13 protein-coding genes are annotated in these 16,085 nt (G+C 40.9%); 9 read left to right on the top strand and 4 right to left on the bottom strand.

Going from position 1 to position 16,085, the window contains the following annotated elements:
• Positions 1 to 46 precede the first annotated feature (46 nt).
• Positions 47 to 1,567: a DUF3131 domain-containing protein gene (locus RMY31_RS18945; RefSeq protein WP_322658069.1), complete on the top strand. Its 1,521-nt coding sequence runs from the start codon at positions 47 to 49 to the stop codon at positions 1,565 to 1,567.
• Between the two features lie 159 nt (positions 1,568 to 1,726).
• On the opposite strand, the gene RMY31_RS18940 is transcribed toward RMY31_RS18945, so the two are convergent.
• Together RMY31_RS18940 and RMY31_RS18935 are read right to left on the bottom strand one after the other, a co-directional pair.
• Positions 1,727 to 2,269, bottom strand: coding sequence for a Uma2 family endonuclease (locus RMY31_RS18940; RefSeq protein WP_322658068.1), 543 nt, complete (start codon positions 2,267 to 2,269; stop codon positions 1,727 to 1,729).
• A gap of 462 nt (positions 2,270 to 2,731) precedes the next feature.
• On the bottom strand, positions 2,732 to 3,775 hold the full coding sequence (locus RMY31_RS18935) for a M15 family metallopeptidase (RefSeq protein WP_322658067.1): 1,044 nt from the start codon (positions 3,773 to 3,775) through the stop codon (positions 2,732 to 2,734).
• Between the two features lie 379 nt (positions 3,776 to 4,154).
• On the opposite strand from RMY31_RS18935, the gene RMY31_RS18930 reads away from it, so the two are divergent.
• From RMY31_RS18930 to RMY31_RS18900, 7 genes are all read left to right on the top strand, one after another.
• On the top strand, positions 4,155 to 4,334 hold the full coding sequence (locus RMY31_RS18930) for a phage integrase N-terminal SAM-like domain-containing protein (protein ID WP_409878080.1): 180 nt from the start codon (positions 4,155 to 4,157) through the stop codon (positions 4,332 to 4,334).
• A 139-nt stretch (positions 4,335 to 4,473) separates the two neighbouring features.
• Positions 4,474 to 7,281, top strand: a complete 2,808-nt coding sequence (locus RMY31_RS18925) for a DUF3131 domain-containing protein (RefSeq protein WP_322658066.1) — start codon at positions 4,474 to 4,476, stop codon at positions 7,279 to 7,281.
• A 304-nt stretch (positions 7,282 to 7,585) separates the two neighbouring features.
• A complete protein-coding gene (locus RMY31_RS18920; protein ID WP_322658065.1) occupies positions 7,586 to 8,644 on the top strand; it encodes a hypothetical protein in 1,059 nt (352 codons plus the stop codon).
• The gene (locus RMY31_RS18915; RefSeq protein ID WP_322658064.1) at positions 8,645 to 10,105 is read left to right on the top strand and encodes a DUF3131 domain-containing protein; all 1,461 of its coding nucleotides are present in this window, start codon (positions 8,645 to 8,647) and stop codon (positions 10,103 to 10,105) included.
• 52 nt (positions 10,106 to 10,157) lie between these two features.
• On the top strand, positions 10,158 to 12,140 hold the full coding sequence (locus RMY31_RS18910; protein WP_322658063.1) for a glycosyltransferase: 1,983 nt from the start codon (positions 10,158 to 10,160) through the stop codon (positions 12,138 to 12,140).
• 238 nt (positions 12,141 to 12,378) lie between these two features.
• Positions 12,379 to 13,083 (top strand): PIG-L deacetylase family protein, encoded by a 705-nt coding sequence (locus RMY31_RS18905; RefSeq protein ID WP_322658062.1) that lies wholly within the window; start codon positions 12,379 to 12,381, stop codon positions 13,081 to 13,083.
• A gap of 213 nt (positions 13,084 to 13,296) precedes the next feature.
• A complete protein-coding gene (locus RMY31_RS18900; RefSeq protein WP_322658061.1) occupies positions 13,297 to 13,623 on the top strand; it encodes an STAS domain-containing protein in 327 nt (108 codons plus the stop codon).
• A 43-nt stretch (positions 13,624 to 13,666) separates the two neighbouring features.
• On the opposite strand, the gene RMY31_RS18895 is transcribed toward RMY31_RS18900, so the two are convergent.
• Positions 13,667 to 14,857 carry a PP2C family protein-serine/threonine phosphatase gene (locus RMY31_RS18895; RefSeq protein WP_322658060.1) on the bottom strand — a complete coding sequence of 397 codons (1,191 nt, stop codon included), beginning with the start codon at positions 14,855 to 14,857 and terminating at the stop codon, positions 13,667 to 13,669.
• 259 nt (positions 14,858 to 15,116) lie between these two features.
• Here RMY31_RS18895 and RMY31_RS18890 point away from each other — a divergent pair, with 259 nt between their 5' ends.
• On the top strand, positions 15,117 to 15,536 hold the full coding sequence (locus RMY31_RS18890) for an anti-sigma regulatory factor (protein WP_322658058.1): 420 nt from the start codon (positions 15,117 to 15,119) through the stop codon (positions 15,534 to 15,536).
• A 156-nt stretch (positions 15,537 to 15,692) separates the two neighbouring features.
• Here the strand turns inward: RMY31_RS18890 and RMY31_RS18885 are convergent.
• On the bottom strand, positions 15,693 to 16,085 hold a 393-nt coding region (locus tag RMY31_RS18885), incomplete at its 5' end, for an Hpt domain-containing protein (RefSeq protein ID WP_409878078.1).

The raw sequence follows: 16,085 nt of genomic DNA, 5'->3' as shown, positions 1-16,085 counted from the left end.
AGACTTTCCAAGCAACAGTAACTTACAAGATGAGGCTTGAACCCACATGAGTTCTGATTTTCAACCCCCACCTAAAAGCTTGTCCATATTGGCTTCTGTAGGAGGAGTGGTAACTGCTGTAATAGCGATCGCAATTTTAAATCTTTGGTCTAAGCAACTTTCTCATACTTCTCTAAAAAATCCGGAGATATCGACATCCGAAACTGCTTCCCGGCAGTTACCACAACCAGGAGAACCCGCACAAAACACTCCCTTTACTGCTCAAGAAGCTGAAACAATTGCCAGCCTTGACGCTAAATCTGTAGTTTTGCCAGGTGAATCTATTGCTCCCAACCAATTAACAATAGCCATAACTCCTTATGTTGCTCCGGGTGCAGGAGCGTTAACACCAGAGGAAATGAAAACTGCCCGTCAGGCTTGGTTGTATTTCCAGCGCAACTGGAACGATGAAACAGGCTTGGTAAATTCCGTTGATGGCTTTGCCCCCGTAACTATGTGGGATCAGGCAGCAGCGATCGCCGCCTTAGTCAGTGCTAGAGAACTCAATATTGTGCCTGTGGCTGAATTTGAAGCCAAAATGAGCAAAATGTTGAAAACACTGGCATCTATGCCCTTATACAAAGGGGAACTACCTAACAAGGTATACAATGCAAAAACCCTCATACCCGTTAATTATGGTCAACTAGATAAACGGGAAGAAATTGGTTGGTCAGCTCTTGATTTGGGACGGATGGCAATCTGGCTGAAGATTGTTGGCGCAAAGTATCCACAGATGCGATCGCAAACAGAAGACGTTTGGAAACATTGGCAAGTCAAGCGTCTGACCAAAAATGGACAAATGTACGGTACTAGCGTCATCAAAGGTAAAGAACAGTACAATCAAGAAGGTCGCTTGGGCTATGAGAATTATGCAGCTTACGGTTTAAAGCTTTGGGGCTTGGATGTTAAGAAAGCCTTAGATTATCAGTCCCATACCGCCTTTGTTAATCTTTACGGACAGGGAATTCCTTACGATCGACGCGACTATAAAAAATCTGAAGCTAATAACTATGTTCTTAGCGAACCCTATATTTTAGATGGCATTGAAACTGGATTTCAGGCTTTGCCTAAAGCTTATGCCGATCGGATTTTAGCTGCTCAAGCAGCGCGTTATGAGGCTACAAAACAATTAACCGCCGTCACAGAAGACAACTTAGATCGCCCTCCTTACTTTGTTTACAGCAGCTTGTTTGTCAACGGAGAACCTTGGGCAACCATCACAGATACCAGAGAAAAACACAACGATTTACGGTTCCTCAGTACGAAAGCTGCGATCGGTTGGCATGTACTTTACAACACTCCTTATACCCGTCAATTATTTGATTTCGTCCAAACTAACCTCAAATCAAAAGATGGCTGGTACAACGGTTTCTATGAATCTCTGCGTCAGCCGAATAAAACTCTTACCGCCAACAATAATGGTGTGATTTTAGAGAGCTTGCTGTATAAGAAAGTCGGACAGCCACTTACTGTTTGGGCAGGAGTCAAGATTCAGAAGTCAACCGAAAAGGCTATCAAAACACCGTAAGTTACAGCTAAAATTCTCAGATAACGAAAAACGGCATTGCATATATAGAGGGATAAATAGAGGTCATCTACTGTGCAATGTCCATACTGGGAATCTACGAAAATTCGGAAGAACTGTACCTATATAAATCTATTCATCTCTCCATTCAGCAACGCCAAGCTATGGCAAAAGTCTCTGAATAGACACTGAAACATCTGCAAATGCTAATGGTGTAATCGTTCCTTGTTGAATAGTATATTCTTCAACATACTTACCATTTTGAGGGTTTCTGAACACAATCATCTCTTTAGCAGACAAATTTAAAACCCAATATTCTTGAATCTCGGCTGTCGCGTAAATCACAGCCTTGATTTCCAAGTCCTTGTTTAAGCTTGTCTTGGCAACTTCTACAATCCAGAATATATCTCTAGGAGCAGGATGGCGATCGTTGTAAGATGACTCCGGAAGTCGAACAATCGCAATATCAGGTTCGGGTTCAGAGTCAGATAGTGTAATAGGCCCATTGAAGCGAATATCAGCTTTACCTGCTAGCAATTCTTCTAAATATTTTGCACCTCGTTTTGCTGTTGTGTAGTGAATTGGGGTTTCTGGACTCATCTCAACAATTTCACCTGCTAGCAGTTCCACATGACGATCGCGCAGAATGCCTACCTCAACCATGCGGTGATAGTCGTCTACAGACCATTTAGCCAGGCTTTTCATAGCAGAATAGCTCACATTCTTGTGATAGACCTAGTTCAATTTTATGGGTTCTTAGTTGAGAAGCACCCCAATCAATATAAAATGCTGGTCGTGACAAGCGATCGCTAATCAAGATGTTCGTAGTACGCTTGACTCATAATAAATCTGGCGTTGCATAATTGAAGCATAAATTCGAGCGTAGGCGTAGCCCATCGCAGACATCGCAGGAGCAATATCCAAGGTGTGCATCAACTCATAACCGCAAGAATAGCAGATAATATGCCAGACAAAATCACATATGTGTTAACGGCTGGTCCTTCACCGGACGGCGATAATATTTGTATCATAATCAATAGCATATCGCTGCTTTCCACGTGTAAGTGCTTGTTAAATTTTGACTATTTAAGATAGATGAAATTTTAGAGAATCTGAAAAATGTTAAGTTTTTCGTTTTCTAGAAATAACTCACTCACCTTAGAGAATTTAAAAACCACATTCGATAGAACATTTCTCACCTTTAGGAAAGCCATCTGGTGGAGCCTGATTTAAGCGTTTCTCAGTTTCAGAATCATAAATACCATTTTCCGGAAGTTTATCTTCTGGATTATTTAGATTCCAGAGCTTTTGAAAAGATTTAATTGGAAGTTCTTTAATATCGGAAATTCGCGATCCAACAAAATCAAAGTGAACTGGATCTACTGGTCCCAACCACCTCCAACCTTCAGCCTCTAGATAAGATCGCCAGCCTGTAAAATCTTCAATATCAATTGCTAAGCCAGTCTGATGATTACTTTTTCCAGGTATAGCAGCTATTATTATACCACATTGCTCTTGCTTAGAGTAGTTGTGTAGTAAAAGTTGCGAAGTAATCGATCGATAAGCTGCATTAATTATCAATTTTTTAGTACGTTTTCTGATGGCTTGTCCTAGAGCTTTCTTGGCGGCTGGTTGAAGAAGAGGAAAAGTTGAATTTTTATTCAACTCTGCATCTATGTCAATGAAACTTACAAGAGAAGTAGGATTCTCTCTTTGCATTATAAATATTATTTGGCGGTCGAGTCCACGAACCTTTTCACCTACATTACATCCTGTTATTTCAGGCGTTAAACCAGATACAGTAGCCGTGGGTATCTTTTGAGGTTCGTTTTTGGCAATTTCTCTTATTCTCTGACCATCCAAACTTTGGATAACACCAATATCAACTAAGAATACTAATCGTTTTGCAGCTTCTTTTGTGTCTGTTGTTTCAAGCGCTTTCTGAATTTGGGTAAATTCAAATTTCTTTCTTTCTAAATTAAGGTTTGAATTGCCTTGAAGAACTGCTCCAATACCTGTGCCAATCAAACCAGAAATTGCAGTTATAACTCCGAGGAGTATAGGTGAGGTGAACCATAGTCCTCTCTGGTCGTACTTGATCTTAGCCTCAACTTCTTTCTCCTTTAGGGCAAGCTCTCTCTCTTTAAAAATAAGCTCTCTTTCCCTTGAAGTTTCATCAGTTGTTGTTCTAAGATGTTCTGGTTCGGGCATATCTTTTTCAATTCTTCAGTTTGTCAGATTTGGAATCTAACTATATTATTAGACGGAAAATTTCTGTCTAAATATCTTGTGAATAACTATATGTAACACTTACAGGTATTTGTTTTCATGTTATGAATAATTTTTCTATATAGTGTCAATATCTGTATATTATACAGATTTTTACGTATAAGTATCTGATTTTGCATAGTTATACATAATTTTTACATTTCATACTTTATCGTTAGATATAAGACTGAAAGTTTACGTACAAATACTTAATTTATGTTTTAACCACCTGATTTTCAGTATATTCCTTGGTGATATCCAGAATGTTTCCAGATAACATCCGATTCAGGACATTATACGGAAATTTTCTAAATATTACTTTATGCAAGAAGGCTCAAAAAAGCTGCTAGAACAGCCTCAGAATACAATTCGGCTTAAGCATTATTCTTACAATACAGAAAAAAGCTACATTGACTGGATTAGGCGTTACATCTTTTTTCATGATAAGCGCCACCCTAAAGATATGGGGAGTGCGGAAATAGAAGCATTTCTAACACATTAGTACGCGATTTGACGTTGTTCGCTGATGCTACTCAACTGAATCGATAAAGCCATTACAAAAAGAATAGACCTGATAAAGCTCGGTTTATGAATATAGCTGTACAGACGGGCTATGACTTTCCTAACTCCTTATTTGCATTATGATATACAAACTCCGTCAACAAAAGCTGTTGAGATGGATTGCATTGTTCCTAGTTGGGACATTTCTGCAATTATTGTTTTACATCCCGACACCAGTCTTATCCCAAAATTCCGATAGTTGTAGCAATATTACAGCCCCGCTCACCTCTGAGGAACAAACTTACGCTCGTGCTGCTTGGCAGTATTTTGTCAAAAATTATCAACCAGCAACAGGATTTACCAATTCTACTGGGGGTTATCCTTCGGGTACACTCTGGGATATGGGTAACTACTTAATGGCATTGAATGCTGCACGTTGGTTGAATCTTACCGACCAAGCAGACTTTGATGCACGCCTTAACAAGTTTTTGACAACTCTCAGCAGCCTGAAGTTATTTGAAGAGACCTTGCCCAATAAAGTCTATAACGCAGCCAATGCACAAATGGTTGATTATGGCAATAATCCACTGGAGCGGGGTATTGGTTGGTCTGCTTTGGATGTCGGGCGAATCTTGGCGGCGTTTGATGTTATCCGCACCTGTCATCCGCAATATAATGATTGGCTCAAAGGAATTGTAGCAAAATGGCAGGTGGCGCGATCGCTCAAAGATGGACAACTTTTTGGCGCTACTGTTCTCCCAGATAATAAAACATTACTCGTGCAAGAAGGACGACTCGGCTACGAAGAATACGGCGCGAGGGGTTATCAACTTTGGGGTTTTTCTGCACCAAAAGCTATTGCTTTTGAGCCGTTTAAGTTAGTCGAAATCAATGGTGTGCAAATTCCCGTTGATACCCGTGACTTTAAAAGCACCAACGCTAATAATTATGTTGTTAGTGAGTCTTATATCCTTGATGGGATTGAATTTGGCTTGCAAGGTGAGTTAGCTGATTTTGCTGCCAGGGTTTTAGATGTGCAAAAACGGCGTTATGATAGCACAGGCCAGTTAACTGCCGTTACAGAAGACAATATCGATCAAGCGCCTTATTTTCTCTACAACACCGTCTACGCCAACGGTGCAAACTGGGCAACAATCACGGATGCCAATCAACCTTATCCACAGTTTCGCAGCATCAGCACAAAAGCTGCTTTTGGTTGGCGCTATCTTTTTCCAGATAATGCTTATGCCCAAAAAGTTTTTGATGCAGTCAAGGATCTCCGCAGCCCCGATGATAGTGGTTACTATGCTGGTATTTATGAAGAATCAAAGCAACCCAATAAAGCTTTGACAGGTAATACTAATGGGCTAATTTTGGAGATTTTATACTACAAAGCTAAGGGAAATCGCCCTTTGATTGCCTCTGGTTCTGTGAGTGTGTCTACTGGCAAGCCTAGTGAAAACGCTTCTCCAGAAACCCTCTCAAATCAATTGAATTCTACTGTTACAGCTCCTACCCCAACCCCTGCGGATACTTCTAAACCCACAGAAGTGGCCGTTGCACCTATTCCACCAGTGGATAGTCCCAAGTCATCATCTAACCTCAAACTAGATCGACCACTGTCAGTAATTGAACGGCGCTATGCAGAAGCGGCTTGGCGATACTTTCAAGCGAATTATCACTCCAAGAGTGGGCTGATAGACGATCGCAGTGATTTCAAAGGTGCAACTCTCTGGGGCTTAGGAGATTATCTGGCAGCACTCCACGCAGCGCGATCGCTTGATATAATTACACCCAAAGAATTTGACCAGCGCACCCGACATCTTTTAGCCGCCTTGACAAAGTTACCTTTATTTGCTGGAGAGTTGCCGAGTCGGGGTTACGATACCAGAACCCTACAATCAATAGATTACGGCGGAAATCCAGTCCCAAATGGAAATGGCTGGTCAGCTTTAGATTTAGGCAGGATATTGGCAGCGCTTTACAACTTAAAAACTTGTCATCCAGAATACACGGCAGCCGTAGATAAAATTGTGCTGGATTGGTCATACTTGCGTGTGGTGCGCGAAGGTATTCTCTCCAGTGCGACAACCGCCAAAGAGCAAGATGGGCGCTATCTTACCCGCGTCAACCCCGAAACCCGTTTGGGATATGAGGAATATGCCGCTCGTGCTTTTCAATTATGGGGATTTAATGTTGATGGTTCTGCTGTTGGCGGTGAATATCAAACTGCCTCAGTAGAGGGGGTAAAAGTACCAATCCAACGCCGTCGCACAGATACTAACTCCAAAGTTAACCAATACACAGTTAGCAATCCTTTCTTGCTTTATGCACTGGAGTTTGGACTAGATCCACAAATGCGATCGCTCTTTGAACCAATTTTTCAGGCACAAGCTGAACGTTACCGTCGCACCGGCACCCTCACAGCCTCAGCCACCACCTTGATAGATCGTAAACCTTACACTGTTCACAGCTCAATTATTGGGCAGGGCGATCCTTGGGTGGCTTTAGGAGATGACGGTCAACCTGTACCAAAGGGGCGATTGGTAAGTACAGCGGTCGCTTTTGCCTATCATGCGCTGTTTCCAGAAGACAAGTATAGTCAACAGTTACTGCAAGGAACGACTGACTTATATAACCCATTAGCTGGATTTTATGAGGGCTTTTATGAAGCCACGGGTAAAACGGCAGTTGGTTTCACTAGCAGCACCAACAGTATGATTTTGCAATCCTTGCTGTACAAGGTAATGAATCGACAACCTCTAATTCGTCCGACTACCACCATGAAATCTCCTTGGTGGCAAGAAGTTACTAAGGGGAATTCTGGGCGAGGTCTACCCAACACTGCCACACAACGAACCCGCTTAATTTCTAATGGTTCTGGAAGTTACTGGGCTTCAAGTAGCAAAAATACTCCGCTAGCAACTGGCACAAAAGTCACAGAATAAGTTGAAATGCAACTCACGTTCAAGTGAGTTCGACGGGTCACATGGTGTTCGCCTAATTAGTCGGATAAAAAGACCTCGCCCTAGTTTTACTACGCAAAACCTGTCTCTCTCCGAGTCGGAGAGGGACAGACTTGAACTTTAGTTCAAGACAGGGAGAGGTTCGTTGAACTCACATCACTGTAATTACAAAGCTGTGTTTGTTATTAATCAGTTGTATTTGGGAATACTTGTACATGATGCAGTTAGTAGCTTGCACGAGTAACAGACATCTCGATTCCAAATTCCTGGTTATTCCTTCAAATCTATGAACAAGGTACGACTGGCGCTGATGATGCTAATTTTACTAGGAAGCATCTTTGCGAGTAAAAATTTAATGGCGATCGCTGATGCCTCAAAGCAACTCGAAAACCCTAAATTAAACCAAATTCGCAACCAAACAGCTTCCAATACTCCTGTACTACTGGGATTGTATGCCCCAGATTACATCGGAAATCAAAGTACAATTGACAGCCAATTGCGTCAAGTCGATCGATGGGTTGGTAAGCGCCATTCTATTGCGGGATTTTTCTTTGATATCGAAGACTCGAATCCTGCCTACAATATCCCAGTTTCCCTAGACAAACTAAAGCGCAACGGATACACAGGCTTTATGAATCTCAAATCGACTCGTTCAGCAGCGCAGATTGCTAGGGGAGACGTAGATAGTTCTCTGCAAAAAGTGGCAAAAGCCTATGCTGACTGGGCAAAACGAGGCGAGGGTCGTATTGCGTTTATCGCTCCGTTGCAAGAGATGAACATTCCTGGAGAAGGATACAGCAAAGACCCGCCGAACTTCAAGTTAGCTTATCAACGCATCCAAAAGATATTTAAAGAGGCTGGTGTATCTTCACAGGCAATCCGTTGGGTATTTGCGCCGAATGATTGGAGTGAAAACAATGAACATCGCTTTGAAAACTACTATCCTGGCGATAAGTCGGTAGATGTCGTTGCATTTAGTTCGTACAACTGGGGATATTGTAGTAATTCTTCTTGGAAGCACTGGAATAGTTCAAAAGAAGTTTTTGAACCATATATCAAGCGGATGAAGGTTATGGCTGGCAGTAAGCCGATTTTCATCGCTCAAACAGCTAGTACGAGTAATACGCAAAATGGTTTACAAAACAGTGCCAAAGACCAATGGTTACGAGACTCTTACACTCAGCTAGCTGGGATGGGTGTAAGAGCCATCCTTTACTTCAATATTAATAAGGAATGTGATTGGGCAATTAACAGCAATAGTGGTAAATCTGCTGGGTATAAAGACGCGGTAAATAATCCGGCTTTCGGCTATTTATCGCCTACTGAGTTGGCAAAGAAGATATAAATGGCAACAAACGGCATCAAAAGCATGATTTTGCAATCAGTATTGTACGCAACGGCAAATCAACAATCCCTGCTTTGTCCGAGTCCCACGACGTGGCAATGCTCTCCTACCCCATCTATAATCATTGCTGCCCCTGATAACTTTAACCCTGATGTCCAAACACCACCTCTACAAACCACTCCAGAACCTACTGCTCCTATAGTCACGCCACTACCGCTAAAACCAAAACCGACAGCTACGCCAGAAAAACCTGTTACTCCTTCGCCAACAGCTTCTTTCCCGCGATTGACCGAAGAAGCGGATCGAATTGCTGCCCAACGAGCTTGGAAATATTTTGAACGCAATTGGAATCCTCAAACAGGTTTAGTAAATTCGGTAGACAACTTACCATGGACAACTTGGTGGGATCAGGGTAGCGCCTTATTGGGAATTCATGCAGCTTACCAGTTAGGTTTATTGCCGAAAGAAATGTTTCAACAGCGGATGAACGCATTGCTACAGACTTTGGAAAAACTGCCACTACCTGCAACTGGTTTGCCCAACAAAGCTTATAGCACCCGTAATGCCGAAATGCGTCATCTCAATGACACACCCGATCCCAAGGGTACAAGTGGTTGGTCAGCTTTGGATATGGCGCGATTTTTAATCGGATTGCATGTTATGCGATCGCATTATCCAGAATATACCGAGCGCATTAATCGCATCGTCGCTCGTTGGCAGATATCGAAACTTGTCAAAGATGGTTGGTTAAATGGTGCCATTCCCAGAGCAGGGGGACTTCTGGAAGTACAGGAAGGACGATTAGGTTACGAGCAATACGCTGCCAATAGCTTAAAGTTGTGGAATCTTCACGCCGTAAATGCTCTCTCTAATCCACCAGTAAAAGCCGTTCAAATAGATGGTATTACTCTGCAAATCGACGAGCGTAATTTCAAAAACTCTGGAGCTAGCAACTACTTAACAAACGATCCTTACTTACTCTGGGGTTTAGAAATAGGTTGGAATGATGCTGTTAAGCCTCAAGTGCAAAATCTTTTCAAAGTGCAACAACAACGGTTTAAACGTACTGGCATTTTAACTGCTGTAAATGAAGATTCCTTAGATCGTCCTCCTTACTTTCTGTATTACAGCGTCTATTCCAATGGTCAAGCTTGGCAAGCCGTTAACACTGGGGGAAAAGCCTATCCTCAATTGCGGTTTGTAAGTACGAAAGCGGCATTTTCTTGGTTTGCTCTGATGCCAGAGGAACCTTACACGAAAAGGCTGCGAGACTTTGCTCAAAATTTAGCCGATAAAAATCGCGGCTATTTCTCAGGAAGATATGAAAATTCCCAACTCGGTGTGAATGCTTCTGTTGACGTGAATACAAATGCGATCGTTTTAGAAAGTCTGCTTTACAAAGCTAGAGGCAGATATCCACTAGTCCTTGACCCTTCGAGAATTAAAAATTCAAGCAATTAAATTTTTAATTCTTAATTTTAAATTTTTAATTGTATTAATTACTGGTATTAACATGACTTCAGTTTCTCTTAGAGATAATTCCGCAAACTTTTCCGGCAACAGTCGCTCTTTACTCAAAAAAAGAACGCTGTTATTTCGCTATCTGGCCGAAATCAATTTAATTTTTGGTATTTGGTATTTGCAATGGCGCATCACCCATTCCATCAATTTTGATGCGCTGTGGATCTCTATTCCTTTGCTAATAGCAGAAATTTATAGCTATTTCGGTGGTGTAATGTTTGTAATTGGGTTGTGGCGGCCTTTAGTTCGACAGATTAAGTCTCTCGACCAGATGACTCCACCTATACCCAGATCCGACTGGCCAACAGTGGATGTGTTTGTAACCTGCTATAACGAGCCGCCGGAAATCGTAGAAGAAACTGCCAAAGCTGCTCTGGCGATGGATTACCCAGCAACAAAGTTAAGAGTTTATGTTCTAGATGATGGTAACTCGGCTGATATGCGAGCGATGACAGAAAGATTGTGTATTGAAGATTTGCAGTCACCACAATTACAGTTAGAAGCGGAGCGAATTGATGCAGAACACTCTTGTTTGTTGGAGCGCTTGAAGCAACTGCAAAATCTGACACCTGATACTCAAGCTGCTGAACAATGGCTGCAAGCATCATTAGAACCAGGAGTTAACGAGTCTGCTACCGGATTTGTGCAAAGTCTACGACAGTTTATTCTTTGGTTACCTCCAGTTCATCAAAGTATAAGCGATCGCCTCATTACCGAACGCAAAGCTTTAGAAGAAGCTATTCGCAAGAAAGAACTAGAACTAGTTGAACTCGCTCGCTTTCGCTACATTGCTCGTCCCAAACCTGCTGGTGTACCCCACCATGCTAAAGCGGGTAACCTCAATTACGCGATTTTTTCTGGAGAAACTTCCGGACAGTTTATTCTCACCCTAGATGCTGACCATATTCCCAAACCACAATTTATCAAGCGAGTTCTGCCTTATTTTTACACCTATAATCTTTTCACCGGAAAATACGACCAGAATCAAATTGCTTTTGTCCAGACCCGCCAGGATTTTTATAACATTCCTGCGGGCGATCCTTTTGGACATCGAGCGAATTTATTTTATGGTCCACTCCAACAGGGTAAAGATGGCATGAATGCCGCTTTTTATACAGGCACAAATGCGCTTTTGAGGCGAGAAGCGCTGATTAGTGTTGGCCTGCAATATTTTGCTGATGAGTTTGCCAAAGATGAAAAACGTTTGAATGAATTTCAATTAATTGGTGGTGTATCCAGCAACAGTATTACAGAAGATATGAATACTGCTATGCGTCTGCATAGTGCTGGATGGAAATCTATTTATCACAATGAACTTCTAGCAGAAGGTTTAGCACCAGACGATCTGAGTTCTACTCTTAAACAGCGGCTACGCTGGGCACAAGGAACTATTCAAGTGTTAATAAGGGAAAATCCGCTCACCAAACCAGGGCTAAGTTTCTGGCAAAGGTTGCATTATTTTAAGACGATGTATAGCTATTTTTCGGGTTTTGCAACTCTGGTTTTTATTTCTTGTCCAATTATCTATTTTTTCACAGACATTATTCCAGTTAAAACCTATGGCCCTGACTTTGCTTTACACTTTTTTCCAGCATTTATTATCAACCGTTTGACTTTTATCGCAGCCACTTGGGGCATTCCAGCTAGAGAAGTTTGGCGTTCTGAACAATATGCGATCGCGTTATTTCCCTTATTAATCCAAGCCGTATTGAGTGTCTTCACAGGACAGAAACTCAATTTCCAAGTCACACCCAAACAGCGGCAATCTGGAATTTATCTCCGGCTAGTTTGGCCACAAGTGGTTGTTTTTATCCTTACCATCCTAGGGATATTATGGAGTCTTTACCGCTTTGCAATTGGTCAGTTGAATTATCCTGAAGTTCACCTGCTTAACGGTGCATGGGCTATCTATAACTTATTACTTTTGTGGGCTATTATCCGCGCATCTGTTTGGCAACCTCCAAAAGAGGTCTGAGAGATAAGCAGGAGGAGCAGGGGAGAGGAGAATAACTACTGACAACTGACCACTGATTACTAGCAAGTAATTGCTAAGTAGGTAAACATAATTAATTACACAAAGTCATTGCGAATGTAGCGCAGCGGAATAAAGCAATCGCAAGGGTTGGGATTGCTTCGCTTCGCTCGCAATGACTGTAAATATTTTTGTTCATCTACTTAACTCCTAAGCAAATCCAATCTAGAAAAGAACAGCTATGAACACTTATTCAGATGCAAACAACTTTGGTCAGCAAACTGTTTTAACAATTTATGCCCATGCTGATGATGAAGTTCTACCTGCTGCTGGCACTCTCAGTCTAATGTCCAAGGCAGGATGGAATGTTCGTTGCTTAATTTTGACTGATGGCAGTCTTTCTAGTTCGTCCATTAAAGGTACACGTCATCAAGAAGCAGAGGAAGCTGGTAAAATCATCGGTGCAAATTACGAGTTTTATGCTCTTGAAGAGTGCAATTTTTCAACACAAGCAGTAATTAAAGTTGCTGAAGAAGCTATTGGGCGTTGGCAACCCGATCTAATTATTACTCACGCACCACAACCTGAAAAATATGGGCACAGAGATCATGAAGTGTGTGCGATCGCAGTTTCTAATGTTGCTACCCGCAAAAATATACCTTTGTGGTATTCAGCACCACCTGTTTTTTTGCGTGGTTTTGAACCAAATTTTTTTGTGGATATTACCTCTGTAATTGAGGAAAAAGTGGCAGCTATCGGTTGCTATGAATCAGAGATAAATAAAGCATTTATGCAACTCGATGCGATACTTGTTTTATCTCGTTTTTGGGCAAGAGAATTAGGTCAAAAAGATGGCTATTTTGAAGCTTTTGAAATCTCTCGGCAATGGGTTGACGCTAGCTTCTTTACTGCAATCGCCAATACTAATAAACAAGTAATAAACTAAAGTGAGGTGCATACATAACACAAAAATATTTTACAAAATCGCACAAGATTATCTTGTTTGAACAACAGTATCAAATATGGAACACTGCTTTTAGCAAGCTTGATGAAGTGCAATATAATTACAAATTATTGCCATATATCTTGCCGTTCGCATTAAGTAAATGCCAAAATAGCAGTATATAGTTAGCAATCCAAATACTAGGAAAATAAAACCATGAGTGAAAGTGTAACAGTATTAGAATTATCTGGAATCTTAGATGGTATTAGAGGTAATGAACTGCGTCGTGAAGTTAGCGCCATTGTGGCGAATGGCTCTGATATTTTATTGATTGACATGAAAGAAGTAAAGTTTATCGATAGCTCTGGTTTAGGTGCTTTAGTATCAGCAATGCAAATAGTAAGAAATGCTAATGGTAAACTTTTTGTCTGTTCTATCAGCGATCAAGTCAGGATGTTATTTGAACTGACTAAAATGGATAGAATTTTTCAAACATTTACCGATCAAGATGAATTTAATCGCCAAGTACTGGCGACACAATAAGCTGCTAATAAATGCCAAACCCAAATATTTATGTTTGACTATACTAACCAAAGTTAACTCTTACCAAAGATAAGTCATCCTCAAGATTATCTTGAGAATTTAATGTGAGAATGCTTGCTAATACTTGATTTAGATTACAAGCATTTTCCTGACTGCATTTGGTTAGTAAGTCAGTGAAAGCATTGATACCCCAAATCTTCCCATCTGGCTGGTTAATTTCATAAGCACCATCACTAAAGATGTATAAAGTGCTATTTTCTTCGACCTCAAAAACAGCATCATCAAATTGGACATCCGGTAAAAAGCCTATTGGTAAATCTAAAGAAGTTAGCTGTTTAACTTGGATGTTTGTTGTAGAAGGATTAGATAACAGCAAAGCTGGTGGATGTCCGGCATTGGCATAAATAAGTTGACGTTTAAGGCGGTGATAAACTCCATACCAAATGGTGAAGTATTTATCACCGTGCTTCCTCATTTGAAAAGCGTTATTGAGTGCTTTTAGGACTTCACTCGGTTGACAAAAGTTGGTATTCGGTAGAGATTGCGATCGCAAAACATTCAGCACAGATACAGATAAGAGGGCTGAACCTACTCCATGTCCTGATACATCCAACAGATAAATTGCCAAACGCTCGTCGTCAATCCAATAATGGTCGAAGCAATCACCACCTAGCTGTGCTGAGGGAATAAACAAATCTTCTGTAGTTACTGCTCCAACAAGCGGTGAGGGGAGAAGCGATCGCACATAATCAGCTGCCTCAGCTAATTCTGTTTCCAAAATTTGCTTTTGGGTTTGCAAATCTTGATTCAGTGTCTCCAAAGCTTGCTTTTTATTTTGTAAATCCTGATTCAGCTGGTGCAACCTTAGTCCTGCTCTGACCCGTGCTTTTAATTCATTCATTTCTATTGGTTTCGAGACAAATTCATCTGCTCCAGCGTCAAGTCCTCTAACTCTATCTTCTTCCTCTCCTGGAGCCGCTCCCTTAGCAGTCAATAGAATAAAAAAAGTAGTTGCCAATTCTGGATCTGCCTTAATTCGACGGCAGACTTCTAGCCCATCTAGCTGGGACATCATCCAATCACAGATAATCAAAGCAGGACGTAGCATTTGCGCTTGTGTAATTCCTTCTTCGCCATCGCTGGCTATAGTAGTCTCATAACCCTGCTTTTCGAGTGTTCTTTTCAGTATTGCTCGCACTATAGGGTCATCATCAATAACCAGAATTTTAAACATAAATTATAGTTGACTAAGTAGAATAACAAGTAATTAATAATTCGTAATGAAGGGACGTAAGTCCTTGCGCCCTTACTCAGATTGAATCTGGGTGTCTACATGCTTGTATCTGTAGCCTTCGTTTGGAGAATTTGTGTAATTAATTGTTCTAATTTAACTTATATGCAATTTAATTTGTCATGTATAGTGAAACTACTCAAATTAAATAAATTAATTACCGAATATGATAATGTCAAAATATTTTATTCTTGGTTAAAGAGTGAATAAGAAAATTTATCTAAAAGTCAACACAGATCTTACAGCGTCGCCTCAAGTTTTATCTTGGTTTGAGCAGATGAATCAACCACCTATTCCCGATCAACAAATTTGGTGGCAATGTCAAACACTGCTGATAGAAGGCTTTACTAACATTGTTGAACACGCACACAAAAATTTACCTATAGAAACTCCTATTGAGATGGAAGCTGTGCGCTTCAATCAATATATAGAAATTCGCATTTTATCTAAAGGCGAACCTTTTGATTTAGAGCAACAGTTGCAACAAACATCTGAATTTGAGGAAAATGAACAAGAGCGCGGGCGTGGTTTAAAAATCATGTCCGCCATTGCCGACAAGTTGAGTTATGAACGGACAGAAGATAATCGTTATTGTTTATTTATTAATAAATATTACTGTTGACTGATGACTGTAAAAAAAACGATAGTGCAGGGTAACTTACTTCTAAAAGATACCTTGATACCTTTTTGGATTTTGGTGAGGTAGCCCCCATCTTCTATGCCACTTGCTTTTTCAAATTGGTATTAGTTGCCAACTACCTATTATAGGCTTTAACTCCTAACTTCTACTTAAAAACTCTTGGATACGTTTAATAAAGTCTTCTAACTCTGAGATTAAGTTAGCGGCACCTCTACACTCTTGGTTGCGAGCTAGTTGTTCTAGTTTTTCGGCCGCCAGATGCATGGTTGTAGCTCCCACATTGCCACTAGCACCTTTGATTTGATGGGCTTCTCGCGCCAATTGCTCAAAATCATTAGCTGCGATCGCCGCTTTAGTTGTTTCTAAACGATTCTGCATATCTTCAACAAATATTTCTAGTAGATTTAATTCAAACTCTGGATCGTTTTCTGATATTTGATGCAAGTGTTTCCAATCAATTGGTAGTTCAACTGAACCTATATTTGCTGTAGAAACTGTCTGTTCGCAGGCAAGTGTCTCTTGTGCTTTGAA

The sequence above is a fragment of the Dendronalium sp. ChiSLP03b genome (assembly GCF_034531165.2).
Lineage (GTDB): Bacteria > Cyanobacteriota > Cyanobacteriia > Cyanobacteriales > Nostocaceae > Dendronalium > Dendronalium minutum.
This window is presented reverse-complemented; position numbering and strand designations above follow the sequence as displayed.

Bases quoted from the DNA above. Each gene is read 5' to 3' on its own strand.
- RMY31_RS18900 (WP_322658061.1), top strand. From the start codon at position 13,297: ATGAGTGAAAGTGTAACAGTATTAGAATTATCTGGAATCTTAGATGGT.
- RMY31_RS18940 (WP_322658068.1), bottom strand. From the start codon at position 2,269: ATGAAAAGCCTGGCTAAATGGTCTGTAGACGACTATCACCGCATGGTT.
- RMY31_RS18935 (WP_322658067.1), bottom strand. From the start codon at position 3,775: ATGCCCGAACCAGAACATCTTAGAACAACAACTGATGAAACTTCAAGG.
- RMY31_RS18920 (WP_322658065.1), top strand. From the start codon at position 7,586: ATGAACAAGGTACGACTGGCGCTGATGATGCTAATTTTACTAGGAAGC.
- RMY31_RS18895 (WP_322658060.1), bottom strand. From the start codon at position 14,857: ATGTTTAAAATTCTGGTTATTGATGATGACCCTATAGTGCGAGCAATA.
- RMY31_RS18945 (WP_322658069.1), top strand. From the start codon at position 47: ATGAGTTCTGATTTTCAACCCCCACCTAAAAGCTTGTCCATATTGGCT.
- RMY31_RS18915 (WP_322658064.1), top strand. From the start codon at position 8,645: ATGGCAACAAACGGCATCAAAAGCATGATTTTGCAATCAGTATTGTAC.
- RMY31_RS18930 (WP_409878080.1), top strand. From the start codon at position 4,155: ATGCAAGAAGGCTCAAAAAAGCTGCTAGAACAGCCTCAGAATACAATT.
- RMY31_RS18905 (WP_322658062.1), top strand. From the start codon at position 12,379: ATGAACACTTATTCAGATGCAAACAACTTTGGTCAGCAAACTGTTTTA.
- RMY31_RS18925 (WP_322658066.1), top strand. From the start codon at position 4,474: ATGATATACAAACTCCGTCAACAAAAGCTGTTGAGATGGATTGCATTG.
- RMY31_RS18910 (WP_322658063.1), top strand. From the start codon at position 10,158: ATGACTTCAGTTTCTCTTAGAGATAATTCCGCAAACTTTTCCGGCAAC.